This is a genomic window from Aurantimonas endophytica (assembly GCF_014196845.1).
Lineage (GTDB): Bacteria > Pseudomonadota > Alphaproteobacteria > Rhizobiales > Rhizobiaceae > Aurantimonas > Aurantimonas endophytica.
Window position 1 is genome coordinate 170,138 of sequence record NZ_JACIEM010000004.1, and the last position, 24,369, is coordinate 194,506.

Annotated in this window: 21 protein-coding genes; 17 read left to right on the forward strand and 4 right to left on the reverse strand. The window is 67.5% G+C overall.

Going from position 1 to position 24,369, the window contains the following annotated elements; genetic code table 11:
* Positions 1–46: 46 nt before the first annotated feature.
* Positions 47–565: a GFA family protein gene (locus GGR03_RS15275; protein WP_183209555.1), complete on the reverse strand. Its 519-nt coding sequence runs from the start codon at positions 563–565 to the stop codon at positions 47–49.
* 90 nt (positions 566–655) lie between these two features.
* On the opposite strand from GGR03_RS15275, the gene GGR03_RS15280 reads away from it, so the two are divergent.
* Positions 656–1,405 carry a YebC/PmpR family DNA-binding transcriptional regulator gene (locus GGR03_RS15280; protein ID WP_183209557.1) on the forward strand — a complete coding sequence of 250 codons (750 nt, stop codon included), beginning with the start codon at positions 656–658 and terminating at the stop codon, positions 1,403–1,405.
* A 10-nt stretch (positions 1,406–1,415) separates the two neighbouring features.
* On the opposite strand, the gene GGR03_RS15285 is transcribed toward GGR03_RS15280, so the two are convergent.
* Positions 1,416–2,450, reverse strand: coding sequence for a serine hydrolase domain-containing protein (locus GGR03_RS15285; protein ID WP_183209559.1), 1,035 nt, complete (start codon positions 2,448–2,450; stop codon positions 1,416–1,418).
* Between the two features lie 183 nt (positions 2,451–2,633).
* On the opposite strand from GGR03_RS15285, the gene ruvC reads away from it, so the two are divergent.
* From ruvC to ruvB, 3 genes are all read left to right on the forward strand, one after another.
* Entirely contained in the window at positions 2,634–3,161 is a 528-nt protein-coding gene (gene ruvC, locus GGR03_RS15290) for a crossover junction endodeoxyribonuclease RuvC (RefSeq protein ID WP_183209561.1), read from the forward strand.
* A gap of 129 nt (positions 3,162–3,290) precedes the next feature.
* Positions 3,291–3,911: a Holliday junction branch migration protein RuvA gene (ruvA, locus tag GGR03_RS15295; RefSeq protein WP_183209563.1), complete on the forward strand. Its 621-nt coding sequence runs from the start codon at positions 3,291–3,293 to the stop codon at positions 3,909–3,911.
* Between the two features lie 46 nt (positions 3,912–3,957).
* Positions 3,958–5,004: a Holliday junction branch migration DNA helicase RuvB gene (gene ruvB / locus GGR03_RS15300; RefSeq protein ID WP_183209565.1), complete on the forward strand. Its 1,047-nt coding sequence runs from the start codon at positions 3,958–3,960 to the stop codon at positions 5,002–5,004.
* Between the two features lie 16 nt (positions 5,005–5,020).
* Here ruvB and GGR03_RS15305 read toward each other — a convergent pair whose 3' ends face one another.
* Positions 5,021–6,454, reverse strand: a complete 1,434-nt coding sequence (locus GGR03_RS15305) for a DUF2254 domain-containing protein (RefSeq protein ID WP_183209567.1) — start codon at positions 6,452–6,454, stop codon at positions 5,021–5,023.
* A gap of 330 nt (positions 6,455–6,784) precedes the next feature.
* Here GGR03_RS15305 and GGR03_RS15310 point away from each other — a divergent pair, with 330 nt between their 5' ends.
* On the forward strand, positions 6,785–8,440 hold the full coding sequence (locus tag GGR03_RS15310; RefSeq protein WP_183209569.1) for a hypothetical protein: 1,656 nt from the start codon (positions 6,785–6,787) through the stop codon (positions 8,438–8,440).
* Positions 8,441–8,525: 85 nt separating this feature from the next.
* Here GGR03_RS15310 and GGR03_RS15315 read toward each other — a convergent pair whose 3' ends face one another.
* Positions 8,526–10,685 (reverse strand): esterase-like activity of phytase family protein, encoded by a 2,160-nt coding sequence (locus GGR03_RS15315; RefSeq protein WP_183210054.1) that lies wholly within the window; start codon positions 10,683–10,685, stop codon positions 8,526–8,528.
* A gap of 162 nt (positions 10,686–10,847) precedes the next feature.
* Between GGR03_RS15315 and GGR03_RS15320 the strand changes: the two genes are divergently transcribed.
* The 12 genes from GGR03_RS15320 to GGR03_RS15375 all read left to right on the forward strand — a co-directional run bounded on the left by GGR03_RS15320 (position 10,848) and on the right by GGR03_RS15375 (position 24,276).
* Positions 10,848–11,318 carry a YbgC/FadM family acyl-CoA thioesterase gene (locus GGR03_RS15320; protein ID WP_183209571.1) on the forward strand — a complete coding sequence of 157 codons (471 nt, stop codon included), beginning with the start codon at positions 10,848–10,850 and terminating at the stop codon, positions 11,316–11,318.
* Between the two features lie 204 nt (positions 11,319–11,522).
* Entirely contained in the window at positions 11,523–12,236 is a 714-nt protein-coding gene (tolQ, locus tag GGR03_RS15325; protein WP_183209573.1) for a protein TolQ, read from the forward strand.
* A 38-nt stretch (positions 12,237–12,274) separates the two neighbouring features.
* On the forward strand, positions 12,275–12,727 hold the full coding sequence (gene tolR / locus GGR03_RS15330; protein ID WP_183209575.1) for a protein TolR: 453 nt from the start codon (positions 12,275–12,277) through the stop codon (positions 12,725–12,727).
* Between the two features lie 10 nt (positions 12,728–12,737).
* Positions 12,738–13,805 (forward strand): hypothetical protein, encoded by a 1,068-nt coding sequence (locus GGR03_RS15335; RefSeq protein ID WP_183209577.1) that lies wholly within the window; start codon positions 12,738–12,740, stop codon positions 13,803–13,805.
* 250 nt (positions 13,806–14,055) lie between these two features.
* Positions 14,056–15,366: a Tol-Pal system beta propeller repeat protein TolB gene (gene tolB, locus GGR03_RS15340; protein ID WP_183209579.1), complete on the forward strand. Its 1,311-nt coding sequence runs from the start codon at positions 14,056–14,058 to the stop codon at positions 15,364–15,366.
* Between the two features lie 234 nt (positions 15,367–15,600).
* Positions 15,601–16,140, forward strand: a complete 540-nt coding sequence (pal, locus tag GGR03_RS15345; protein WP_183209581.1) for a peptidoglycan-associated lipoprotein Pal — start codon at positions 15,601–15,603, stop codon at positions 16,138–16,140.
* 196 nt (positions 16,141–16,336) lie between these two features.
* Positions 16,337–17,263, forward strand: coding sequence for a tol-pal system protein YbgF (gene ybgF, locus GGR03_RS15350; RefSeq protein ID WP_183209583.1), 927 nt, complete (start codon positions 16,337–16,339; stop codon positions 17,261–17,263).
* Entirely contained in the window at positions 17,263–18,714 is a 1,452-nt protein-coding gene (gene tilS, locus GGR03_RS15355; RefSeq protein ID WP_246368064.1) for a tRNA lysidine(34) synthetase TilS, read from the forward strand. The genes ybgF and tilS overlap by 1 nt, the downstream gene beginning before the upstream one ends.
* Before the next feature lie 31 nt (positions 18,715–18,745).
* Positions 18,746–20,683, forward strand: coding sequence for an ATP-dependent zinc metalloprotease FtsH (ftsH, locus tag GGR03_RS15360; protein ID WP_183209587.1), 1,938 nt, complete (start codon positions 18,746–18,748; stop codon positions 20,681–20,683).
* 171 nt (positions 20,684–20,854) lie between these two features.
* Positions 20,855–22,201 (forward strand): phosphoglucosamine mutase, encoded by a 1,347-nt coding sequence (gene glmM / locus GGR03_RS15365; RefSeq protein ID WP_183209589.1) that lies wholly within the window; start codon positions 20,855–20,857, stop codon positions 22,199–22,201.
* A 205-nt stretch (positions 22,202–22,406) separates the two neighbouring features.
* Positions 22,407–23,318, forward strand: coding sequence for an outer membrane protein (locus tag GGR03_RS15370; protein ID WP_246368066.1), 912 nt, complete (start codon positions 22,407–22,409; stop codon positions 23,316–23,318).
* A 217-nt stretch (positions 23,319–23,535) separates the two neighbouring features.
* Positions 23,536–24,276 (forward strand): outer membrane protein, encoded by a 741-nt coding sequence (locus tag GGR03_RS15375; protein ID WP_246368068.1) that lies wholly within the window; start codon positions 23,536–23,538, stop codon positions 24,274–24,276.
* Positions 24,277–24,369 lie beyond the last annotated feature (93 nt).

Genomic DNA, 24,369 nt, shown 5'->3' on the forward strand with positions numbered 1-24,369 from the left:
GCAGACGAAAATCATAAACCCGTCATCGCTCGTCGCCGTGGCCGGTTCAGCGCGGCTGCCTGCCCGCCGTCACCATCGCCTGCCAGCGAGCGATAAGCGCGGCGAAGCGGTCTTCCGGAGCATGCGGATAGGCGAGCTCGTCCGCGCCGATCCGCATGAAGGCCTGCTTCGACGTCGTCCAGATGTGCCCGGCCGGGATCAGCCACGACGCGTCGTCCAGCGTGCCCGCCTTGATGTTCACCCGGCTGGGGTCGCCCTCGGAGCGGTGCTGGATGCGCACCCCGCATTCAGGACAGAAATCCCCGAGCCGGATCGTGCCGCTGTCCGACAGGCGCCGTGTGGTCGCCATCCTGCCGGTGATCGTCACCGCGGCGGGATCGACGCGCAGCGACTCGCCGAAGGCGCTGGAGGTCTGCGTCTGGCACTCGGTGCAGTGGCAGAGATAGAAGACGGAAGGCGCGGCATCGATCGTGTAGCGCAGGCCGCCGCACTGGCAGCCGCCGGTCAGTGGCAGCGCCGGCATCGTCACCGGTTCGATCGGGGCGTTCACTATTGGGTCGCTCATATCTGGTCGCTCATGCATCGGGCCGTTCTGGACGTTTCGCCTGTCCTTTACTATGACGGGCACCATCACGCTTAGACAGACGGGTTCGCCATGGCCGGCCATTCACAGTTCAAGAACATCATGCATCGCAAGGGCCGCCAGGACGCGGTCCGCTCGAAGCTGTTCTCCAAGCTCGCGCGCGAGATCACCGTGGCGGCGAAGTCCGGCCTGCCCGACCCCGACATGAACCCGCGTCTGCGGCTGGCGATCAACAACGCCAAGGCGCAGTCGATGCCCAAGGACAACATCGAGCGGGCGGTCAAGAAGGCCGCCGGCGGCGACGCCGAGACCTACGAGGAGATCCGCTACGAGGGCTACGGGCCGGGCGGCGTCGCAGTGATCGTCGAGGCGCTGACCGACAACCGCAACCGCACCGCTTCCAATGTCCGCTCCTATTTCACCAAGTCGGGCGGCGCGATGGGCGAGACCGGCTCGGTCGCCTTCATGTTCGACAAGGTGGGCGAGATCGTCTACCCGGCCTCCGCCGGCAGCGTCGACAAGGTGATGGAAGCCGCCATCGAGGCGGGGGCGGACGACGTCGTGTCCGACGAGAACGGCCACACGATCATCACCGCGTTCGAGGACCTGAACGACGTGTCCGGCGCGCTCGAGAAGCTGCTGGGCGAGGCCGAGAGCGTGCGCACCATCTGGCGGCCGCAGACCGGCACGCCGGTCGACGAGGACAAGGCGATCAGCGTGATGAAGCTTATCGCCAATCTCGACGACGACGACGACGTCCAGAACGTCTACGCCAATTTCGAGGTCGACGACGCGGTGATGGCCAAGCTCTCGGCCGCCTGAGTCGGAGAGCTTATCCCTCCGACCGTCGGGCTGCCGCGGCCGGCACGACCGTCTCGGTCACGAGACGGTGCAGCGCCTCGCGGTGGCCGCTCCGCCCCGACGGGTTGGTCTCGTCGGAGGTGATGACGACGGTCAGGTCGAGTTCCGGCAGGACGTAGACCATCTGGCCGCCATAGCCCCAGCCGTAGCGCACGTCGTAGCCGCCGAATTCCTCGATGAACCAGCCATAGCCGTAGCGCCCGGCATGGAAGCGCGACTGCGTCCGCGGCTCCCAGGATGCGGCGATCCAGCCCTGCGGGATCACGGCGCGCCCGTCCGGAGCCTTGCCGCCATTGCGGTAGAGTTCGCCGAAGGCCAGCAGCGAGCGCGGCGTCATCGCCATCTGGTTGCCGCCGAGATAGATGCCCTGCGGGTCGCGCTCCCAGGCGGTGATTGAAACGCCGGTATCGCCCAGCCAGTCGCGCGCCAGTTCCAGCGTCGAGCGGCCGGTCTCGCGGGTCAGGATCGCCGACAACAGATGCGTCGAGCCGGTGGAGTAGAGCATCGACCCGCCGGGATCGGTCTCGAAGGGCATTGCCAGCGCAGAGCGCACCCAGTCGCGGCTCGCGACCCAGCTGCCGTAATTCGCGCCGGAGGTGCGTCCGAGACCTGCCTGCATCGACAGGAGGTGGCCGATCGTCACGTCTTCCATGCGCGGATCAGGATTGGCCGGCAGCTTGTCGCGCAGGAGCGGCGCAATGGGCTGGTCGACGCCGTCGAGCACGCCCTTGTCGATGGCGATGCCGACCAGCGCCGAGATGATCGATTTCGACGCCGACTTGATGTTGGTGGATTGCGTCGTCGCGTGGCCGCGAAAACCCTCGTCGACCAGGATCTCGCCGCCCTGCGCGACCAGCAGCGTCTCGACGGGCTCGAGGCTGCGGGCGCGCTCGATCGCCGGCTGGAAGGAAGGGCGGACCGCTGCATCCTGCGCGGAAGCGCCGGCGGGGACGATAATCAGCGAGGCGAGGGCGGTGGCCAGAAGGCCGCGTCGGGAAATGATCATCGGCGCCACATGGGGCGGTTTCTGCCGCGCTGCACCCTCTTCACCGAAAGCTGATCCGGTCGCGCTGCGGGCGCTACGCCCGGGTTTTGCGACAGATCAAACCAGAACGCGCTTCGTTTTTGTTTTGTTCATGCTTCGTCTTCTCAATGCGCGGAGATTCGGGTAGGCGTAAAGGTTAAGACAATGTTGCAGGAGCGGGTCATTCGCATCATCGGCATCGATCCGGGACTAAGGAATACCGGCTGGGGGGTGGTCGAGATCATCGGCAACTCGCTGCGCTTCATCGCCAGCGGCACGGTGAGGTCGGACGCCAAGACCGATCTCGCCATCCGGCTGAAGACGCTGCATGACGGGCTGACGGCGGTGATCGTGGCGCATGCGCCGCACGAGGCGGCAGTGGAACAGACCTTCGTCAACAAGGACGCGGTGGCGACGCTGAAGCTCGGCCAGGCCCGCGGCATTGCCATGCTGGTGCCGGCGCTGGCCGGGCTGCCGGTGGCCGAATACGCGCCGAACGCCGTCAAGAAGACGGTGATCGGCGTCGGCCATGGCGACAAGAAGCAGATCCACATGATGGTGAAGGTGCTGATGCCCAAGGCGACGTTCGACTCGGACGACGCGGCGGACGCCATCGCCATCGCCATCTGCCACGGCCATCACCGACAGTCGGCCGCTGCCCGGGCGGCATTCGACGGCGCCGGGCGGTCCTGACTTGGCCCGGCAGGCGCGGAGTGCTAGCCGGAATGCGGCGCTGACGCGCAAGGCGCTGCCTTGCCTCGGTCCCGCGTGCTGCCGCGCCGGTCGTCGGCGCGGTGCCCGCAACAGCTTGGAGACGCATCCTTGATCGGCAAGCTGAAGGGCACGCTCGACGAAATCGCCGAGGACCACGTGGTCGTCGACGTACACGGTGTCGGCTACGTCGCGTATTGCGGCGCCCGCACGCTCGCTTCGCTCGGCGGCGTCGGCGAGGCCGTGGTGCTGTTCATCGAGACCTATGTGCGAGAGGACATGCTCCGGCTCTACGGCTTTGCCAGCGAGAACGAACGCGGCTGGTTCCGCCTGCTGCAGAACGTGCAAGGGGTCGGCGCCAAGGTTGCGCTCGCCGTGCTCGGCACGCTCTCGACCGGCGATCTCGCCAATGCCGTGGCCTTGCAGGACAAGGCGATGGTGGCGCGGGCGCCGGGCGTCGGGCCGAAGGTCGCCGCCCGCATCGTCGCCGAGTTGCGCGACAAGGCACCGGCGATGTCGGGCGCAGCCGATGCCGAATCCTTCGCCCTGAAGCGCGGCCTCGGCGACGGCGTCGCGCCCGGCCCGATCGCCGATGCCGTCTCGGCGCTGGTCAATCTCGGCTATCCGCGCGACCAGGCCGCCTCCACCGTGGCGATCGCGGTGAAGGAAGCCGGCGACGACGCCGCCTCGGCGACGCTGATCCGCCTCGCGCTGAAGGCGCTCAGTCGGTGACCGGCGCGATTGACTTCGCCGTCGCCCGGCGCGAAGCGCTTCGTCAATGAGCGAAACCCGCATCATCACGCCGGAAAAGCGCGGCGAGGACCTCGACACGACGCTGCGCCCGCAGCGCCTCGACGAGTTCGTCGGCCAGGCCGCGGCGCGCGCCAACCTCAAGGTGTTCATCGAGGCGGCGCGCAATCGCGCCGAGGCGCTGGATCATGTGCTGTTCGTCGGCCCGCCCGGCCTCGGCAAGACGACGCTCGCGCAGATCATGGCGAAGGAACTCGGCGTCAATTTCCGCGCCACCTCCGGCCCGGTCATCGCCAAGGCCGGCGACCTGGCGGCGTTGCTCACCAATCTCGAAGAGCGCGACGTCCTGTTCATCGACGAGATCCACCGGCTCAGCCCGGCGGTCGAGGAGATCCTCTATCCGGCGATGGAGGATTTCCAGCTCGACCTCATCATCGGCGAGGGACCGGCGGCGCGCTCGGTGAAGATCGACCTGTCGAAATTCACCCTCGTCGCCGCGACCACCCGGCTCGGCCTGTTGACGACGCCGCTGCGCGACCGCTTCGGCATCCCGGTGCGACTGAATTTCTACACGGTCGAGGAGCTCGAGCACATCGTCAAGCGCGGCGCCCGGCTGATGGGCCTCGCCATGGCGGAGGAGGGGGCGCGCGAGATCGCCCGCCGCGCCCGCGGCACGCCCCGCATCGCCGGCCGGCTGCTGCGCCGGGTGCGCGACTTCGCCGACGTCGCGGGCGTGCCGATCGTCGACCGGCGCATTGCCGACGAGGCGCTGTCGCGGCTCGAGGTCGACAGTCTCGGCCTCGACCAGCTCGACCGGCGCTATCTCGACCTCATCGCGCTGAATTTCGGCGGCGGCCCGGTCGGCATCGAGACCATCGCCGCCGCCCTGTCGGAGCCGCGCGACGCGATCGAGGACATCGTCGAGCCCTATCTGCTGCAGCAGGGCTTCCTGCAGCGCACGCCGCGCGGCCGGCTTCTGACCCAGCGCGCCTTCCAGCATATCGGCCTCGCCGTGCCGGCTACCTGGCAGGGCACGCAGGCCAGCCTCTTCGAGGATCCAGGCGACGCCAGCTGACCGCCGGTGCGCGGCCTCAGCCTTCGGCAGGCGCGTCCGCGACTGACGGAAAGGCCGGGCCGGGCGGCGGCAACCGGCCGCGCGGATGCCGTAGGCTGGCATCCAGCCATTCCCCGGCGCGGTCGATCGTTGCCAGTGCCGCGCCGCTATGCGCCGGCCTGGCGAGCGCCAGGAAGGCCTGCCGCTGGAAGGCGATGGCTGATCGCTGGGCCGCACTGCGGCAGCTGGGCACGAGTTCGGCCAGGCAGAGCAGGAACCGCTCCCCGGCGATCATGTCGCTGGCCGCATATTGCCGGACATGGCCGAAGGACATCTCGAGATAGTCGCCGAAGCTGTCACGGCGGTCGATAACCCGCAGCCTGCCGTCGCCATCGTCATGCAGCGGGTCGGGCCCGTCGCGGCCGGCGAGCGTCGCCATGGCCGCCATCAGCCAGTCGAGGCAGGTGATGGCGGTGAACGGATCGTTGACGCCCGGCGACAGCGCCCTTGCGGCGATCTCTACCAGCTCGTCGAACAGGAACATCAGATCGTCGCTCGGCGTGCGCTCGTTGCCGGTGGCGATCGAGGCCAGCAGCGCCTTGCGGGTCTCCTCTGACACGCGCTCGCTTGGCCAGGCATGGAACAGGATGCGGCCAGAGTGGACGAACTCGCCGGTCCGGCAATTCAGCCGGACGACGATGTCGGCGTCGCGGGCCGCGCCGATCAGCGTTTGCCTGTCGACGACCTGCAGATAGCCGGCGCGGTCGCACGCCACCTCGGCATAGGGAACGGTCGCGGCCATCTCGTCGACGCCGTCACGAAAGCAGGTCGGGATCTGCCAGAGCCGATCGCCCGTCTCCTCGGTTTCCCCGGGTCCGTCCACCGGCTCGCGGAAAGTTGCTTCGATCTGCTTCGTCAGCTTGCCGCCGATCCCCGCGATGACGTTGGAGATGTGGATGTTCGAGGGGACGTGGTGAATGAAGAAGATCAGGACGCCGATCGAGGCGATGGCGAGGATGATCGCCGCGAACACGGCGATGTTCGGCACGAACATGTCGCCGTAGGCATCCCTGTCCGCGCCGTCCTGGACGCTGCGCAGCACCAGCATGCAGTAGACGAAGGTGGCGACGAAGACGCCGAGCGTCACCTGGTTGCCGCGGTCGTTCATGAAGTTGGTGAGGAGCCGCGGGCCGAAGCTGCCCGATGCGAACACCACGGCGGCCATCGTGACCGAGAAAACCGTGCCGGCCACCCCGATCATCGACCCGCCGATGGCCGAGAGGATGGCGCGGGCCCCGTCGGGCTGGGTGGCGAAGAGGAAGGCGCCGTCGCCGAAGGTCTCGATCGGAACGCGGGCATCGATCTCGACGAGAACGACGGCCAGCACCGCCGCCGCGGTCGCCATCAGGGCCGGAATGAACCAGTAGCTCGCGATGATGCGCTGGTAGTATTGCTGCACGAACGCACGCATTGCGGCTCCTTGTGATCAGTCCGCAGCAGATACGGCCGGAGCGGCCGGTGCAAGCGCCCTTCGCGCGATCGGCTGGCCGGCTGCGGTTTGCGATGGCCGCCCTCGAGGTGCCACGGCTAGACGTCGCCCGGTCGCCGCGCAGGATGGCCAACACCGCGCCGTGCTGCTAGCCTTACGCAACGTAAAACTGCTTGTCGGCTACCCGCCGTCGAGGGGTCTCCGGCGCACTTCGTCTTCGGATTCCCACGACCGCACTCTTTCGGTGCCCGCCTTTTTCCGTCAGCCGGGCAGGCAAGCATTTGCGACAGCCAGAATTCGAGGGGAGGAACCATGTCCGACAGAACCATCGTCCGGTCGCTGCTCACCGCTGCTGCCATCCTGGCGGCGGGGCAGGCCGCGCAGGCGCAGGTCTCCGCTCCGAACCAGATCCAGAAGGCGATGTATTTCCTCGCCGACCGTCGCGACGGACCGGATTGCCGCCCCGGTTTTACCGACGGATCGCCGACCTGGCCAGAGGGCATCGGCAACCCCGCCATGTCCTGCCCGGACGCCTTCGGCTGGACCTCGTTCCTGTCGGCGATCGACCAGCAGTTCTGGACCTGGGGCACCGACCAGACGATCTGGGTGGCCGATCCGAAGCCGCTGTGCGGCCGCGAGGGCTCGCCCGAGGATTGCTGCGACCCCGCGGTGCTCGCCGAGACGCCGCCGCTCGGCGAGGCGCCGATGGCTGGTTGCCCGTATTACCCGCCCGACTGGTCCAACCCGCCGCCGGTGACATCGGCGCGGCCGGCATCGAGCCACTCGCACGATTTCCTTGACCGGCTCGATCCGGCGCGAGTGCTGCGGCAGGAGGAAGCGGAGATCGTCTACCGCAACAGGCCCTTCATCCGGTACAGCTTCGAGCAGAATCTCTACAACAAGGAAGGCCTCGGCGCCCGCTTCACCGCGATGCAGGACTGGATCTCGGCCAATGCGCCGTACCGGAACGATGCGCTGGCGGTCGACTATCCGCCCGACGCCGTCATGTTCAAGGTCGATTATCTCAGCCAGTCGGAGATGCTCCAGAAGGGTCTGATCCAGCGGACCGACGGCAGCGGCCAGACGCTCGATCCGCCCAACGATCCGACGGCGCCCTACGTCACGCTGCTGATCGAGGAGACGTTGGCGCCCGGCGACGAGGAACCCGAGCTGTATTACCTCGTCGGGATCACGGCCGCCTCGAAGGCGATCCCCAACTGGCACTGGTACGCCATCGAGCATGTCGGCAATCTCGGCCGCTGCGATTTCATCGGCTGCAACGACTCCTTCGGCTTCAGCGCCGCCGGCGTGACGGTGGACGGGCGCAGCTACGGCCAGAATTTCATCCCGCCGAAGACGGAGAATTCCGAAGATTCCACCGCCGACATCGTCTTCGATCCCGGCACCGCCTACACGGTCGAGCAGACGGGCGAAGTCATCACGCCCGAGCTCGATGCGCTGATGCAGGCAATGGGAATCGCGACGGGCAGCGGGCCGGCCGATCCGAACGTGCCCTCGGCTGCCGATCCGGCGTGGCGGAGCTACCGCCTGAAGGCCTCGCAGACCGAGTTCGTCACCGCCTCGGGCATGCCCACCCATAACGGCCAGTCGATCACCGAAGGCGGCTTCGTCGATTCCGCGTCGTGCATGACCTGCCATGCCCAGGCCGGGCCCGATGCGTTGGGCAATCCGGGGATACCCGGGATCGGAGCGCGCAGCGACCTGAACATCTTCGGCCTGAACCAGACGGTAAACGGCGCGCCGGAGCCAGAATGGTTCTTCGCCGGGGGCACCAACACGATGCGCTCGCTGCAGATGGACTTCGTCTGGGGAATGCTCAACGCTACCTGCATCGCCCCGGAGGGCATGACCGGCAACTGCCGGTCCTATGCCGGACCGCTCTTCGCGCCGCCGATGTCGCCGGTGCCCACTGCGGGCGGCGCGGCCGGCGCAGCGCCGGCGCAATGACACCTTCGACACGCGCCGCGCCAACGAGCGCTGAAACGAAAAAGGGCCGCCCTCGTGGCGGCCCTTCCTGGCTTGCGGCAGTCGGTTACATCTTGCCGATCGGGAAGAACAGCGTCTCGCCGGAAGAGTCGTCGACGCCGTCATTGTCGGTGACGGCGTAGCCGGTGCCGTCGGCGGCGACTGTGAAGCCCTCGATCTTGTCGACCACGTAGCCGCCGTTTGCCTGGAGATCCGGGATGAAGTCGTGGACTTCCTCCTTGGTCACCGTCGGCAGATCGCCGCCGATCGCTGCCGGGGCGAGATCGGCCTTGGCGACACGGTAAAGCTTCTTTAGCTTCGCCGCCGCCCCGATCTGGTTGTCACGCTCCAGCACGTAAAGATGATCGCCATGGGCGGTGATCTCCGACAGCCCGACCCAGCCGGTCTCGGCGCTCTCCAGCGGATAGCGCACCGCACTCCATTCCTTCGACGCGGTGTCATAGGCGAGCAGCTTCACCGACCCCTTCGGATCGTCCTTCCACTCGCGCTGGATCGCCACCCACAGCCTGTCGCCGTCCATCGTCACGCCTTCCGCGCCGAAGCGCGTGGCACCCTCGACAAGCGCCTCGGGGAAGGGGACTTCCTCGACGATTGCACCGTCCGCATCGACGCGCAGCAGCTGGTGCGGGATTTCCTTCTCCGCATCGCCCTCGTTGGCGAGCCAGAATCCGCCGTCCGCCGCGGGAGCGATGCCCTCGAGGTCGAGCTTCTCGGCCGGCTGGCCGTCACGGGTGATGACGGTCTTCGCCGTGATGCGGGCGGGCTTTGCCGACGCGTCGATCGTGAACATCGCCGGCTGGTTCTCGTAGAAGGAGTCGCTGACGGCGTAGAGCCGGCTCGCGTCCTCGGGATCGGCCGCAAGGCCCGACAGCGCGCCCCAGCCGACCGGGACGCCGTCCTGGTCCTCGGACACGATCGTCGGATAGGCCTGCTCGCCCTCGGCCCGCTCGAAGATCATGACGTGCGAGCGCGCCCCGCCGTCCTCGATCAGGTCCGCCTCGTTGGAGGTGACGAGGAGGTTGCGTGCGGGGATCGCGATGGCACCCTCCGGCGCGATGCCGGACGGCAGCAGCTGCAGGAACTCGGGGTCGCCCTCGCCGAGGCGGTAGACGCCGACCGCCGAGCCGCGCTCGGACAGGACGAAGGCGTAGCTGACATCGCCGAATGTCGCGACTTCAAGACCCTCGGGCTCGCCGCCCTTGGCGTCCGAGCGCTTGTCCGGATAGTGGCCGGCGCGGATCAGCTCGTATTCGAGCGCGGTACCGGACTCGTAGGCGACCGTGCCGTCCTTGTTCCAGACGGTGAAGGAGCGCGAGCCACCTTCGTAGTCGCCCTCGTTGGCGGAGATGAAGCGGTCGTCGTCGATCCACTGCACGGTGTCGGGCTCGCGCTTCGCGCCTTCCTGGCTGCCGGTGAAGTCGAGCTTGCCGTCGTCCTCGACGTCGATCCCCTCGAGGTCCACCGCCCCGGCCGAGAAGTCCGCCGTCACCTTCCCGGTGGCGGCGTCGATGATGACGAAATGGTTGTTCTCCTGCAGCGACACGACGATCTCGCCGGCATCGTTGAAGTCGACATATTCCGGCTCGGGATCGGTGGGGGCGATCTCGGCGAGGCCGGTGAGGTCGACCGTGACCATCGATGCGCAATCCGGCACGCCGTCGGTCAGCTTGAATATCACCACGTTGCCGGCGGGCATCTGCGGGATCTCGCCGTCATTGAGGTCCTCGTCGCGCTCGTTCTCGATGGCCACGGCGGCGTAAGCGCCGTCCTTGGCGACCGCGACCGAGTCCGGCTGGCCGCCGAGATTGCAGGACGCCGTCTCCGCCTTGGTGGCGAGATCGACCACCGCAAGGCGGCCGGATGGCGCGGTGAAGCTCTCCGACGTGTTGACGCCGACGAGGACGTCGGGACCGGCGACGGCGACCGAGGTCGGCTCGCCTTCCATCGCCACGAAGCCGGCGGGCTTGGGCGCGCGCGGGTCGGTGATGTCGATCATGCCGATGCCGCCGGCCGGGCTGTCGGAATAGATCAGCATGTTGCCGTCCTGACTCGCCGTGATGATCTCCGACGAGGTCTGGGTCTCGGCCGGCATGTCGGCCGGCAGGTTCGACGCGACCGGGAAGGAGGCGATACGGTTGAACACCGGATCGGCCAGCGCCGCGCCGGAACCGGCGAGGACGCTGGAGGCGAGAAGCGCGATGGCCATGGGCGAGGTAGCGAGGCGGGACACGGCGGAAACCTTTCCTTGAAGTCGGAAAGCTCCTATGGCCAACACCCTGTGACAGCCGCATGACAACATAGCCGCGACCCGGCCTGAAACACCGGTGACGCGGTTGCGCGTTCAGCTGGCGAAACGGGAAACCTGATGATGAGCGAAGAACTTGCGGGCCGACTGACCGATTTCGGCCACGCCCTCAGGGTCCGCGTCTATTTCGAGGACACCGACTTCTCCGGCGTCGTCTACCACGCCCGCTACCTGCATTTCCTCGAGCGCGGCCGCTCCGACTTCCTGCGCCTCAAGGGGATCGGACATCGCGAACTGCACGCCGGCGCCCTCGGCGAGAAGATGGCGTTTGCCTTGCGGCACATGGACATCGATTTCATCCGGCCGGGTCGGATCGACGACATCCTCACCGTCGAGACCAGGACCGTAAGACTCGGCGGTGCCCGCATCGTGCAGTCGCAGCGGATCGTCCGGGGAAGCGATCTTCTCGTCGCCGCCAAGGTCGAGATCGCCGTCATCTCGGCGGAGGGCAAGCCGATGCGCATGCCGCCAAGCGTGCTGACCGCACTCGCCCCAGCGGAAACCGTCACGGGCGCGTCGCTAACCTCGTCTTAACCTTACCGTCGGATGAATGTCCCCGGGGCAGTTCGAACGAACTGCGCCTTTCTTTCACCGGATTCGCTTGTGAAAGGCATCAAGGGGTTAGCGTTCGGACGAATGGGCAGGCGCGCTTGCGACGGTCCGGCATAGCGGCGGTCCGCCGGACGTCGCCGCGCATCAGGCGCGCGCCATCGGTTCTGAATTTCGAGGATATCTGGGATGGACGGAGAAGTCGTTCAGGGAACTTTGGCGGCCGCTGGTACGGTGTCGCTCTGGGATCTGTTCTTGCACGCGGGCTTCATCGTCAAGCTGGTGATGATCGGGCTTCTGGTCGCATCGGTCTGGACCTGGGCGATCATCATCGACAAGTCGATGCGCTACGCCGCCTTCCGTCGCCAGCTCAACAAGTTCGAGAGCAATTTCTGGTCGGGCCAGTCGCTCGAGGACCTCTATCACAGCCTGTCGGAGCGCAAGACCTCGGGCATGGGCGCGCTGTTCGTCGCGGCGATGCGCGAGTGGAAGAAGTCCTTCGAGAAGGGCGCCCGCTCGCCGATCGGCCTGCAGGCCCGCATCGAGAAGGCGATGGACGTGACCCTGGCGCGCGAGATGGACGACCTGGAATCGCGCCTCGGCTTCCTCGCCACGATCGGCTCGGCGGCGCCCTTCATCGGGCTGTTCGGCACGGTCATCGGCATCATGACGTCCTTCCAGGCGATCGCGGGCTCCCAGCAGACCAGTCTTGCCGTCGTGGCGCCGGGTATCGCCGAGGCGCTGCTGGCCACCGCGATCGGCCTCGTCGCCGCCATTCCCGCCGTCATCGCCTACAACAAGCTGACGGCCGATGCCGGCAAGCTCGGCATGCGGCTGGAGGCTTTCGCGGACGAATTCTCGTCGATCCTGTCGCGTCAGATCGACGAAAAGCTCGCGCGCTGACTGGGCGCGGTCTTCGACGACCGGGAAAGGGCTGAGCTATGGGAATGTCTACGGGATCAGGTGGCGGAAAGACTTCGCGGCGCGGCCGTCGCCGGCGCGCGCCGGTGAGCGAGATCAACGTCACGCCGATGGTCGACGTGATGCTGGTGCTCTTGATCATCTTCATGGTCGCAGCGCCGATGCTGACCGTCGGCGTACCGCTGGAGCTGCCGGAGGCGCAGGCCAACGCGCTCAATGCCGAGACGCAGCCGATCACCGTCTCGGTGCGCTCCAACGGCACCGTCTTCCTCAACGAGACCGAGGTCCCGATCGAGGACGTCGTTGCCCAGCTGCAGGCGATCGCCACCACCGGCTACGACGAGCGGATCTTCGTGCGGGGCGACCGGGCGGTGGACTATGGCGCCGTCATGCAGGTCATGGCGCGCATCTCGGCCGCCGGCTTCCGCAATATCGGGCTCGTCACCGACCCCGAATCCAGCACGCCGGCGTGACCAGCCAGCCATGAAATCCGGTCTCGTCCTCTCCACCGTGCTGCATACTGCAGTTCTGACCTGGGGGCTCTGGTCGCTCTCGGCGCCGGAGCCGCTGGAGGTTGCATCCGTGGAGTCGATGCCGGTCGATCTCGTGTCGATCGAGGAGTTCTCGGAGTCGGTTGCCGGTGCCCGCGACGCGCCGGTTGCCGAAACGCCTGCGCCGACCCCGACGGAGACACCCGAGACGTTGCCGATGCCCGCCGAGAGCGTCGGCGAGAACGAGGTCGACCTGGCGACGCCGCCGACCCCGGTGCAGCGCCCCCGTCCGGTGGAGCAGGCGGCCGCCGCGCAGCCGGCCCCGGCGCCGCCGGAGCCGACACCCGAACCTGAGCCGGCCCCCGAACCCGAAGTCGTCGAGACCCCGCCGCCGGTGGAGACGCCGCCGGCCGAGGTGCCCGCCGAAGCGCCGCCGCCGGAGCCGGTGGAGGCCGACCCGGTCGAGCAGGCGATCGCCGAGGCCGACGCGCCGCCGGAGGTCCCGCCCGCACCGCAAAATGTGCCCGTTCCCGCGGCCAAGCCCACCCCGCCACGCCCGGCCGTCGCCGAGACGCGCGAGCCGGAGCGGCCGCAGCCCGCCGAAACGACCGAGCGAGCCGAGATCGAGACGCCGGAAGAGAGCGATTTCGACGCCGACCAGATCGCTGCGCTCCTCAATCGGGAGCAGGCAGCCGGCGGCGGCGCGCGGCGTTCCGAGGAACAGGCCGCGCTCGGCACCCAGCGCACCACTGGCGCGACGCTGTCGCAGAGCGAACTCGACGCGCTGCGCGGTCAGATCCAGCGCTGCTGGTCGCCGCCGGCCGGCGTGTCGGAAGCCGGCTCGCTGCGGATCTCGATCCAGCTCCGCCTCGATCCGAGCGGCGCCCTCGAGACGGTGCCGCAGATCGTCGGCGGCGGTGGCTCATCGATGGTCGAGCGCATCGCCGGCGAGGCCGCCCTGCGGGCCGTCCGCCGCTGCGCGCCCTACAATCTGCCGGCCGAGAAATACGAGACCTGGGCCGACGTCATCGTCAATTTCGATCCCAGTCAGATGTTCTGATGCGGATGTTTCACCTTCGTTCGCCGGCGCCATCGGGCGCCAGGCTGCCGGCCGCGGCACCAGCCGCGGTACGGTGCGCCATAGAATTATCCGATTGCCCCCTTTCACCCCGGCTCGGGGAGAGGGAAGCAGATGCGGCGCTGCCGCGGGCCGGCGCCCCGGCGCGATGGCCGGCGACGGCGAAGACCCACCTCAGGCGCCTGGCTGCCTCCCGGCAGTGCGCCGGCCGTGATCAATGGAAGGACCGGACATGAACACGATCTTCAGGAGCGTCCTGGCCGCGGCCTTCGCGCTGGCGGGCGCGCTGCTCACGGTGGCGCCGGCCTCGGCCGTCGTCGAGATCGACATCACCCAGGGCAATGTCGAGCCGCTGCCCATCGCGATCACCGATTTCCAGTCGCAGGACGGGCTGGGCGCCCAGATCGCCGGTGTCGTCGCGGCCGACCTGAAGCGCTCCGGATTGTTCGCGCCGATCGACAAGACGGCCTTCATCCAGAGGGGCCTGACACCGGACGTCAGCCCCACCTTCACCGACTGGACGGTAATCAACGCCCAGGCGCTGGTGGTCGGCCGCGTCACGCCCGAGGCCGACGGCCGGCTGCGAGTCGAGTTCCGGCTTTGGGACACCTTCGCCGGCCAGCAGCTCGACGGCCAGCAATTCTACACCAACCCCGAAAACTGGCGCCGCGTCGCCCACATCATCGCCGACGCGATCTATGAACGTCTGACCGGCGAAAAGGGCTATTTCGACACCCGCATCGTCTTCGTCTCCGAGAGCGGCGCCAAGAACCAGCGGGTGAAACGCCTGGCGATCATGGATCAGGACGGCGCCAATGTCCGCTTCCTGACCGACGGCAGCGATCTGGTGCTGACCCCGCGCTTCTCGCCCAACCGCCAGGAGGTCACCTACATGTCCTTCGGCGAGGGCGAGCCGCGCGTCTATCTGCTGCAGCTCGAGACAGGGCAGCGCGAGATCGTCGGCAACTTCCCCGGCATGACCTTCTCGCCGCGCTTCTCGCCCGACGGCCAGAAGGTGATCATGAGCCTCCAGCAGGAGGGCAACGCCAATATCTACGCGATGGACCTGCGCTCGCGCGCCACGACGCGGCTGACCAGCACCACGGCCATCGACACCTCGCCGTCCTTTTCCCCGGACGGCGCGCGGGTGGTCTTCGAGTCCGATAGGGGCGGGCGTCAGCAACTCTACGTGATGAACGGCGACGGCTCGAACCAGCAGCGCATCTCCTTCGGCGATGGCTCCTACTCGACCCCGGTGTGGTCGCCGCGCGGCGATCTCATCGCCTTTACCAAGCAGTCGGGCGGCCAGTTCCAGATCGGCGTGATGCGGCCGGACGGCTCGGGCGAACGAATCCTGACCTCCGGCTTCCACAACGAGGGTCCGACCTGGGCGCCGAACGGCCGTGTGCTGATGTTCTTCCGTGACGCCAAGGGCGGCGGCGGCCCGCAGCTCTATTCGATCGATCTCACCGGTTACAACGAGCAGCGCGTGCCGACTCCCGGCTTCGCGTCCGACCCCGCCTGGTCGCCTTCGCTCGAGTAGGGCGCGGGCGCCAGCCAGCCTGGCGCAAGCCTTTCTTCCCATGATGCAGCCACTGTTGCGGCGAGGCCGCATCGGGCGGGTTTCTGACCGCTGATCGGACCTATTTGCGTTGCAACAGGATGCCAGATCGGCGACGCAGGAATCGCCACTGATCCTGTCGCTTTTACAGACTGTTAAGGCTGCTCAGCGTAAACGTCGCGTAACAGGTTTCGATCGTTTTTGAAGGAGCTGGCCATGCGCCGGACAGTATTCGGGGTTAACAGCCGTGTCGTGATGGCGCTCGCCGCCGCCTTGCTGGTGGCAGGCTGCGCCAAGAAGGATGGGTTGCCGGACAATGCTGCCGGCCTCGGCCTGGGCGGCCCTGGCGGCATGGGCGGTGCCGGTGGCGCCGGTGCGGGAAGCCCGGGCTCGACCCAGGACTTCACCGTCAATGTCGGCGACCGCATCTTCTTCGACACCGACTCCTCGTCGATCCGCGCCGATGCCCAGCAGACGCTGCAGCGCCAGGCGCAGTGGCTCAACCAGTATCCGCAATACGCCATCGTCGTCGAAGGCCATGCCGACGAGCGCGGCACCCGCGAGTACAATCTCGCGCTCGGTGCACGCCGTGCCGCGGCGACGCGCGACTATCTCTCCCGCCTCGGCGTCTCGGCCAACCGCATGCGCACCCTGTCCTACGGTAAGGAGCGCCCGGTCGCCGTCTGCGACGACATCTCCTGCTGGTCGCAGAACCGCCGTGCGGTCACCGCACTGAGCGGCGCCGGCGCCAGCTGATCCCCGGCATCGACATCGGACAGGCGACGGCCCTCGCGGCCGTTGCCCGGATGCGACAGGCGGGCTTCGTCCCGCCCGGCGGGGTTGCTCGCCCAACTTTGGCCGAACTCCCCCGTTCCATGCTAGGAAGTCCGGGCTGCGGAAGGCGATAAGCGCCTCCGGCCCGGGTCCATTCCGTCCGAGGGGTTTGCCGTTCATGTACCGTCGATCGACGATTTTCGCCGCGTCCTGCCTGGCGCTGATGCTCGGGACGACGGCCGGCGCGTCGGCTCTCGACCTGCCGTTCGGCTTTGGCGGCGGGAGAAGCGAGGCTGCGCCTTCGGAGCAGCCGGTGCGGATGGCACAGGCCGCCGACCCGGTGCTGCGCATCAACCAGCTCGAAGAAGAGATGCGCCGTCTCAACGGCCGGGTCGAGGAGCTGAGCTTCCAGCTGCTGCAGGCCCAGGAAGACATGCGCAAGTACCGCGAGGATACCGAGTTCCGCTTCCAGGAACTGGAAGGTGGCTCCGGCGACGCGACCCCGGCCAGCGAACGCCGCACCGAAGCCCCGGCACCGTCGACCGATCAGCGCCAGGCCGCCGCAGCGCCGGCGAGCCCCGCCGACACCGGCTCCGGCGACGACGACATCGGCCGCATCCTCGACCAGGGCCTCGACACCAGCTCGGTCGGCGCGGTCGGCAACACCCCGCCACCCGCGACGACGCCCGCGCCGAGCTCCACCGTCGCCGCCGTGACGCCGGAAGGGGCGGGCGGGATGTACGATCTCGCCTACAACTATCTGCTCGCCGGCGACTACGGCCTCGCCGAGCAGGCCTTCCGGCAGTATTCCCAGACCTATCCGAACGCCGCGGACGCGCCGGACGCCGAGTACTGGCTGGGCGAGAGCCTGTTCCAGCAGCAGAAATACACCGACGCCGCCGAAGTTTTCCTGACGGCGCAGAAGGAGCATCCGGACAGCAGCAAGGCACCGGAGATGATGCTGAAGCTCGGCATGTCGCTGGCCGAACTGGAGAACCGCGAGACCGCATGCATCACCTACAAGGAGGTGGCGCGACGCTATCCGCAGATGAGCGCCAACGTGAAGCGCAAGCTCGAGAGCGAGCAGAAGTCCGCCAACTGCTGATGGCCGGCGGGCCGAGGCCCGGAACGGAGCTGCCGCAAGCGGACGCTTGTCCCGTAACGCTCGCCCAATTGCAGGCGGCGCTCGCCGCCGCCATCGAACAGGCGGCCTGCCGCGTCGGTCGCCCCGCCTGCATCGTCCTTGCCGTCTCCGGCGGGCCGGACTCGCTGGCACTGCTTCTCGCCGCTGCGAGATCGCCAGGCTACACCCGAACCGACCGCCCGGAATTCCTCGTCGTCACCGTCGATCACGGCCTGCGCCCCGAAGCGGCAGCCGAAGCGCAGTTCGTCGCCGCCATCGCCGCGGCCCACGGCTTGCGGCACCGGACCATGCGGATGGTTTCTTCTCCGACGGCCGGAAACGTCCCCGCCGCCGCCCGGCGCGGCCGCTATGATCTCCTGATCGAAGCCGCCCGCGACGCCGGCGCCAACGCGATCGTGACGGCGCATCACGAGGACGACCAGTTCGAGACCCATCTGCATGCGCTGGGCCGGAAGGCCGGCCCGGTAGGGCTCGCCGCGATGCGGCCGGTGCGCGATCTGGCGCCCCGGATGGTGCTGCTGCGCCCCTTCCTGGGCATGCCGGGGCAGCGGCTCAAGGCGCTGGTCGCTGCGAGCGGCATCGCGGCGGTGGACGACCCGACGAACCATGATCTCCGCTACGAGCGCACGCGCCTGCGGATCAAGCTCGCCGACCTCGACCGCGCGGCGCTGCGACACGACATCGCCCGATATCGGCGCGAGCGTGATGCGCTGGAGGCCGCGCAGGCGACCGTCATCCGGGAGTCGGAAGCGTCCGGCGCGCTTCGTCTCGGCGACGACGGCGTGCTGCGCCTGGGTCGCGGAGCTTTTCGGCAGCTCCAAGGAGCCGTCGCCTTCGCTTTCCTTTCGCGCGTTCTCCGGGCGGTCTCCGGCGGCGACTACGCGCCCGGCGCCGATTCGGTCTTGCGGCTGCAGGAGGCGCTCATTTCGCCTTCCGCACGCGTCGCCATGACACTGGGCGGCGCGATGATCGACGCCGATCCGGACACGATCACGTTCCTTCGGGAATATGGCCGGTCGGGAATCGCCGCGGTGCCGGTCGGCATTGTGGACGCCATCATTTTCGACGGGCGCTTCCGGGTGCAGGTCCCCACGGGACCCGGCCTCTCGGAGGCCCGGCTGCAAGCCTTCGGCGCGACGGGACGCGGCAGCCGGGTGGAGCGGACATTGCCGGTCCTGGCTGGTGGCGCCGGGCTTCTGGCGGTGCCGGCGGCGCTCGCCGCCAAGGCGCCCGCGGCGCTCGGCCAACTGCACGTGTCGTCGCTGCTGCGCTGGCGGTTGCTGCGCGATCTGCCGCTGGCGCCGACGCCCGCGCTCCCGCTGCGGGACCACGCCGCATCCGGATTCGCGGCAAAAGCGCCGGAACATGTTGGCAAGGCTGGAGACACCACCTATCTTCCCTCCAGCGTCTGAGCGGACTCGGGCGGTTACCCCAGGAAGACTGATGAACCAGAATTTCCGGAATTTCGCCCTCTGGGCGATCATTGCCTTGCTGTTGATCGCCCTGTTCCAGCTGTTTTCCAACGGGTCGCAGACCGCAGGGGCGCGCGATGTTCCGTATTCGCAGTTCCTCTCTGAGGTCGAGACCGGGCGGGTCCAGTCCGTGACGATCCAGGGTCAGCGCATCACCGGCCAGTACAATGACGGCTCTACGCCGTTCCAGACCTACGCTCCGGAAGATCCGCAGCTGGTCAGCCGGCTCGAGGCACGCGACATCCAGATCACCGCGAGCCCGCCGGGCGACAATTCCAATCCGATCTGGTCGATGCTGCTGTCCTTCGGCCCGATCCTCCTGATCCTCGCCGTCTGGATATTCCTGATGCGCCAGATGCAGGGCGGCGCCGGTGGCAAGGCGATGGGCTTCGGCAAGTCCAAGGCCAAGCTTCTCACCGAGGCGCATGGCCGCGTCACCTTCGGCGACGTCGCCGGTGTAGACGAAGCCAAGCAGGACCTGGAAGAGATCGTCGAATTCCTGCGCGAGCCGCAGAAGTTCCAGCGCCTCGGCGGCAAGATCCCGCGCGGCGTGCTGCTCGTCGGCCCTCCCGGCACCGGCAAGACGCTGCTCGCCCGCTCCGTCGCGGGTGAGGCGAACGTGCCGTTCTTCACCATCTCGGGTTCGGACTTCGTCGAGATGTTCGTCGGCGTTGGCGCGAGCCGTGTCCGCGACATGTTCGAGCAGGCTAAGAAGAACGCGCCTTGCATCATCTTCATCGACGAGATCGACGCGGTCGGCCGCCATCGCGGTGCCGGCCTGGGCGGCGGCAATGACGAGCGCGAGCAGACGCTGAACCAGCTCCTGGTCGAGATGGACGGGTTCGAGGCCAACGAGGGCATCATCCTGATCGCCGCGACCAACCGTCCCGACGTGCTCGATCCGGCGCTGCTGCGGCCGGGCCGTTTCGACCGTCAGGTGATGGTGCCGAACCCGGACGTCGGCGGCCGCGAGAAAATCCTCAAGGTGCACGTGCGCAACGTGCCGTTGGCGCCGAATGTCGACCTGCGGACGATCGCCCGCGGCACGCCCGGCTTCTCCGGCGCGGATCTTGCCAATCTCGTCAACGAGGCGGCCCTGATGGCGGCACGGCGCAACAAGCGTCTCGTCACCATGCTGGAGTTCGAGGACGCCAAGGACAAGGTCATGATGGGCGCCGAGCGCCGGTCGATGGCGATGACCGAGGACGAGAAGAAGCTCACGGCCTATCACGAGGCCGGCCACGCTCTCGTCGGTATCCACGAACCGTTCAACGATCCGCTGCACAAGGTGACAATCATCCCGCGCGGTCGTGCGCTGGGCGTCACCATGAACCTGCCGGAGCGCGACCGCTACGGCATGCGCAAGAACGAGATGGAAGCGCGGCTGGTGATGATCTTCGGCGGGCGTGCCGCCGAGGAGATCATCTACGGCCTCGACAACGTCACCACGGGTGCCTCCAACGACATCCAGCAGGCCACCAACATGGCCCGCGCCATGGTCATGGAATACGGCATGAGCGACAAGCTCGGCCGGCTGCGCTACCGGCAGAACCAGGAGGAGGTCTTCCTCGGCCATTCGGTGTCGCAGCAGCAGAACATGTCCGAGGACACGGCGCGGCTGATCGACTCCGAGGTTCGCAAGATCATCGAGGTGGCCGAGAACAAGGCCCGCAAGATCCTCAACGAGCACATCGACGAACTGCATATGCTCGCCAAGGGCCTCCTCGAATACGAGACGCTGTCGGGCGACGAGGTCCGCGATCTCCTGGCCGGCAAGACGCTCGCCCGCGACATGGGCGACGACACGCCCCCATCGCGGGGATCGGCCGTGCCCAAGGCGGGTCCCGCGCGTCCGGTTCCGCCGCGCGACGAACCGGATGACGGGCTGGAGCCCCAGCCGACGACCTGATCGCCCCCCTTTACGCCGACCATCGAGAGCGCCCCTTGCGGGCGCTCTCTTCGTTTGGCGTAACTCCACGGGACGAACGAGTTCGCGACGGTTTTCCCTTAAGCTTTCTCGTGCCGCCTCGTTGCGATAGGAACGGCCCTCAGGACAGCGCCGGCAGGAACAGGCACAAAGATGGGCAGAACATATTTCGGCACGGACGGCATCCGTGGCACCGCCAACCGCCACCCGATGACCGCCGAGCTCGCCATGAAGGTCGGCATGGCGGCGGGGATCGCGTTCCAGCGCGGCAGCTATCGCCACCGCGTGGTCATCGGCAAGGACACGCGTCGCTCGAGCTACATGATCGAGAATGCCATGGTCGCGGGGTTCACCGCCGCCGGCATGGACGTTTTCCTGCTCGGGCCGATGCCGACACCCGCCGTCGCGATGCTGACGCGGTCGCTGCGCGCCGATATCGGCGTGATGATCTCGGCTTCCCACAACCCCTTCGAGGACAACGGCATCAAGCTGTTCGGCCCGGACGGCTACAAGCTGTCGGACGAGATCGAGCTGAAGATCGAACGGCTGCTCGATGACGACCTGACGTCGCGGCTGCCGACCGGGGATCGCCTCGGGCGCGCCAAGCGGGTCGACGGCGTCCACGACCGCTACATCGAATTCGCCAAGCGCACACTGCCGCGCGAGATGTCCTTCGAGGGTCTCCGGGTCGCGATCGACTGCGCCAATGGTGCTGCGTACCGGGTCGCGCCGGAAGTGCTGTGGGAGCTCGGCGCCGAGATCGTCAAGCTCGGCGTCTCGCCCGACGGCATCAACATCAACAAGGGCTGCGGATCCACCGACCCGGCCGCGCTGATCGACAAGGTGAGGGAAGTGCGCGCCGATATCGGCATCGCCCTCGACGGCGACGCCGACCGCGTCCTCATCGTCGACGAGACGGGCGCGGTCGTCGACGGCGACCAGCTGATGGCCGTCATCGCCGAGAGCTGGGCGGAGGACGGAAGGCTGGCGGCGGGCGGCATCGTCGCCACCATCATGTCCAATCTCGGCCTGGAGCGATTTCTCCAGGACCGGCAGCTGCAGCTCGCCCGCACCAAGGTCGGCGACCGCTACGTCGTCGAGCACATGCGCGAGCATGGCTACAATGTCGGCGGCGAGCAGTCCGGCCATATCGTCCTGTCGGATTACGGCACGACCGGCGACGGCCTCGTGTCGGCGCTGCAGATCCTGGCGGTCGTCAAGCGCAAGGGCGGCACCGTCTCGCAGGTCTGCCGGCGCTTCGAACCGGTGCCGCAGATCCTGAAGAATGTCCGCTTCGCGGGAGGCGAGCCGCTCGAACGCGAATGGGTGCAGGATGCGATCGCCACAGGCCGCGAGCGCCTCGGCAATGCGGGCCGCCTGGTGATCCGGCCGTCCGGCACGGAGCCGCTGATCCGCGTCATGGCGGAAGGCGATGATCGCGGACTCGTCAATTCGGTGGTCGACGATATCGTGGGAGCACTGCGGCAGGCTGCAGCGTAAGCCGCCCTGCAACCTGCCTGATTGCCGCAGCGACAGGTGTCGGTCGAGGCAGTATCGCGCGGCGGCTTCTGTGTCCAAAACAGCACAACTCGGTGAGCACCTGGCCCCCGCTTTATACTAACGATTAACCATTGCGATTTACCTTGTTTCGTGAAGAGCGCGGTTGGAACGCCGTTCTCCAGACGTGCAATCGGAGATGATCGCAATGAAATCGATGCTTCTGACGACGGTCGCCGCGATTGGCGTCCTGTCGTACCTCGGTGCTGCCGCGCAGGCGGCGGACATTATCGAGGAGCCTATCTATGTCGAGCCTCCGGTGCCCGTCTACGAGGAACCCGTCAAGGAGAACTACTCGGGCTGGTATATCCGCGGCGACGCCGGCTATCTCTTCAGCAGCACGGGCAGCGGCGACTACCGCGTCTTCGGCGAAGAGGGCTCACGCTATCACTACGACGAGCTCAAGCTGAAGGGCTCCTATACGGTCGGTGCCGGCGTCGGTTACCGCGTCGCCGAGCATTTCCGCGCCGACCTGTCCCTCGACTATTACGACCTCGACATCGACGGCCGCAGCGACTGCCCGAGCTATGTCGGGTTCGGTTGCTACTACAACGACAGCTCGTCGGCCGACGTCTGGACGGCGATGGCCAACGCCTATGTCGACCTGCCATATTTCGGACCGATCGCCCCCTATTTCGGCGCCGGCCTCGGCTTTGCCCATGTCAGCTACGGCAAGATGACGAACGAGATCTGCAACCCGACCTGCGGTGTTGAAGGCAACTTCATCGGCTACCACGATGGCGAGGACAGCTGGCGGTTCGCGTCCTCCCTGATGGCCGGCGCCAGCGTCGACCTGACCAAGCAGCTCAAGCTCGACGTCGGTTACCGCTACACCCGCGTCTTCGAGGGCGACGCCTTCGGCTACGACCAGGTCGACTCCGCCTTCGGCGCCCGCGGCGTCCAGGGCCGCGACGACGGCTTCAACCTGCACGCGGTCCGCGCCGGTCTGCGCTACGAGTTCGGCAGCGGCGGCTTCGGCAAGGGCAAGGAGCCGGTCTATGCGGCGGCGCCTGCCTACGAGGAGCCGGCGCCGTTCTACGAAGAGCCGGTCTACAAGTAAGCAGCCTGTCTGCTTCGCAGCCTGACAAGGCCGTCGTCCTCCGGGGCGGCGGCTTTGTCGTTTTCCGGGCTCACGCGGGCTCGGACGAGCTTCGGCACACGGTTAACAAACAGGGTTAATCAGCAGTTAAGCATTTCTTGCCAAAGTCCTTGTCAACGAGGCCGCCGCCGGGGCGGGGGGCCCGGGCGCGAAACGGGATGACGGGGAAACGAGGGCCATGAAGTCCACAACGCTAACGATGATCGGTGCCGTCATGCTGGGCAGCACCCAGCTCGCCAACGCGGCCGACCTGCTGCCGCCGATCTACGACGCGCCGATGTACGAGATCGTGCCGGAGATCGTGCCCGTCGAGATCGGCAATGGCTGGTATCTGCGCGGCGACGTCTCCTACGATTTCGACAGCGACCTGGACCTCGACGGCGACGGCTCGGCCGAAATCGGTCTCGACGACGGCTTCGGCTTCGGCGCCGGCTTTGGCTATCGCTTCACCGACTTCTTCCGCGGCGACCTGACGGCACGTTACGCCAAGGCCGATCTCGACTTCGACGATGCCTTCTCCCCGTTCTCCGTCGGTGGCGACTCCAAGAGCTGGGAGCTGATGGCCAATGCCTATGTCGACCTCGGCACCTTCGTCGGAGTGACCCCCTATGTCGGCGGCGGCCTCGGCGCCGTCCGCACCGATTTCAACGTCAATTGCAGCCTCGCCGGTTTCGACTGCGCCGATTTCCTCGACGCCTCCGAATCCGACACCGCCGAATGGCGCTTCGCCTACGCCCTGATGGCGGGTGTCGCCTACAATCTGTCCGAGAACCTCGCCCTCGACGTCGGCTATCGCTTCCTCGATGTCGACGGCGGCGAGTTCTACGGCCTGAGCGGTGACGGCTTCGACTTCACGCTCGAAGACGACGGCTACCAGCGCCACACGATCCAGGCCGGTCTTCGCTATTCGCTCTGGTAGAACCGGGCGGTCATCCCATTGAAATCACGGCGGGGCTTCGGCTCCGCCGTTTTTCGTTGCGTTCGCCGCGGGCGATGGCCGGACGCCTTGTCG

Bases quoted from the DNA above. Each gene is read 5' to 3' on its own strand.
- GGR03_RS15275 (WP_183209555.1), bottom strand. From the start codon at position 565: ATGAGCGACCCAATAGTGAACGCCCCGATCGAACCGGTGACGATGCCG.
- GGR03_RS15280 (WP_183209557.1), top strand. From the start codon at position 656: ATGGCCGGCCATTCACAGTTCAAGAACATCATGCATCGCAAGGGCCGC.
- GGR03_RS15285 (WP_183209559.1), bottom strand. From the start codon at position 2,450: ATGATCATTTCCCGACGCGGCCTTCTGGCCACCGCCCTCGCCTCGCTG.
- ruvC (WP_183209561.1), top strand. From the start codon at position 2,634: ATGTTGCAGGAGCGGGTCATTCGCATCATCGGCATCGATCCGGGACTA.
- ruvB (WP_183209565.1), top strand. From the start codon at position 3,958: ATGAGCGAAACCCGCATCATCACGCCGGAAAAGCGCGGCGAGGACCTC.
- GGR03_RS15305 (WP_183209567.1), bottom strand. From the start codon at position 6,454: ATGCGTGCGTTCGTGCAGCAATACTACCAGCGCATCATCGCGAGCTAC.
- GGR03_RS15310 (WP_183209569.1), top strand. From the start codon at position 6,785: ATGTCCGACAGAACCATCGTCCGGTCGCTGCTCACCGCTGCTGCCATC.
- GGR03_RS15315 (WP_183210054.1), bottom strand. From the start codon at position 10,685: ATGGCCATCGCGCTTCTCGCCTCCAGCGTCCTCGCCGGTTCCGGCGCG.
- GGR03_RS15320 (WP_183209571.1), top strand. From the start codon at position 10,848: ATGAGCGAAGAACTTGCGGGCCGACTGACCGATTTCGGCCACGCCCTC.
- tolQ (WP_183209573.1), top strand. From the start codon at position 11,523: ATGGACGGAGAAGTCGTTCAGGGAACTTTGGCGGCCGCTGGTACGGTG.
- tolR (WP_183209575.1), top strand. From the start codon at position 12,275: ATGGGAATGTCTACGGGATCAGGTGGCGGAAAGACTTCGCGGCGCGGC.
- GGR03_RS15335 (WP_183209577.1), top strand. From the start codon at position 12,738: ATGAAATCCGGTCTCGTCCTCTCCACCGTGCTGCATACTGCAGTTCTG.
- tolB (WP_183209579.1), top strand. From the start codon at position 14,056: ATGAACACGATCTTCAGGAGCGTCCTGGCCGCGGCCTTCGCGCTGGCG.
- pal (WP_183209581.1), top strand. From the start codon at position 15,601: ATGCGCCGGACAGTATTCGGGGTTAACAGCCGTGTCGTGATGGCGCTC.
- ybgF (WP_183209583.1), top strand. From the start codon at position 16,337: ATGTACCGTCGATCGACGATTTTCGCCGCGTCCTGCCTGGCGCTGATG.
- tilS (WP_246368064.1), top strand. From the start codon at position 17,263: ATGGCCGGCGGGCCGAGGCCCGGAACGGAGCTGCCGCAAGCGGACGCT.
- ftsH (WP_183209587.1), top strand. From the start codon at position 18,746: ATGAACCAGAATTTCCGGAATTTCGCCCTCTGGGCGATCATTGCCTTG.
- glmM (WP_183209589.1), top strand. From the start codon at position 20,855: ATGGGCAGAACATATTTCGGCACGGACGGCATCCGTGGCACCGCCAAC.
- GGR03_RS15370 (WP_246368066.1), top strand. From the start codon at position 22,407: ATGAAATCGATGCTTCTGACGACGGTCGCCGCGATTGGCGTCCTGTCG.
- GGR03_RS15375 (WP_246368068.1), top strand. From the start codon at position 23,536: ATGAAGTCCACAACGCTAACGATGATCGGTGCCGTCATGCTGGGCAGC.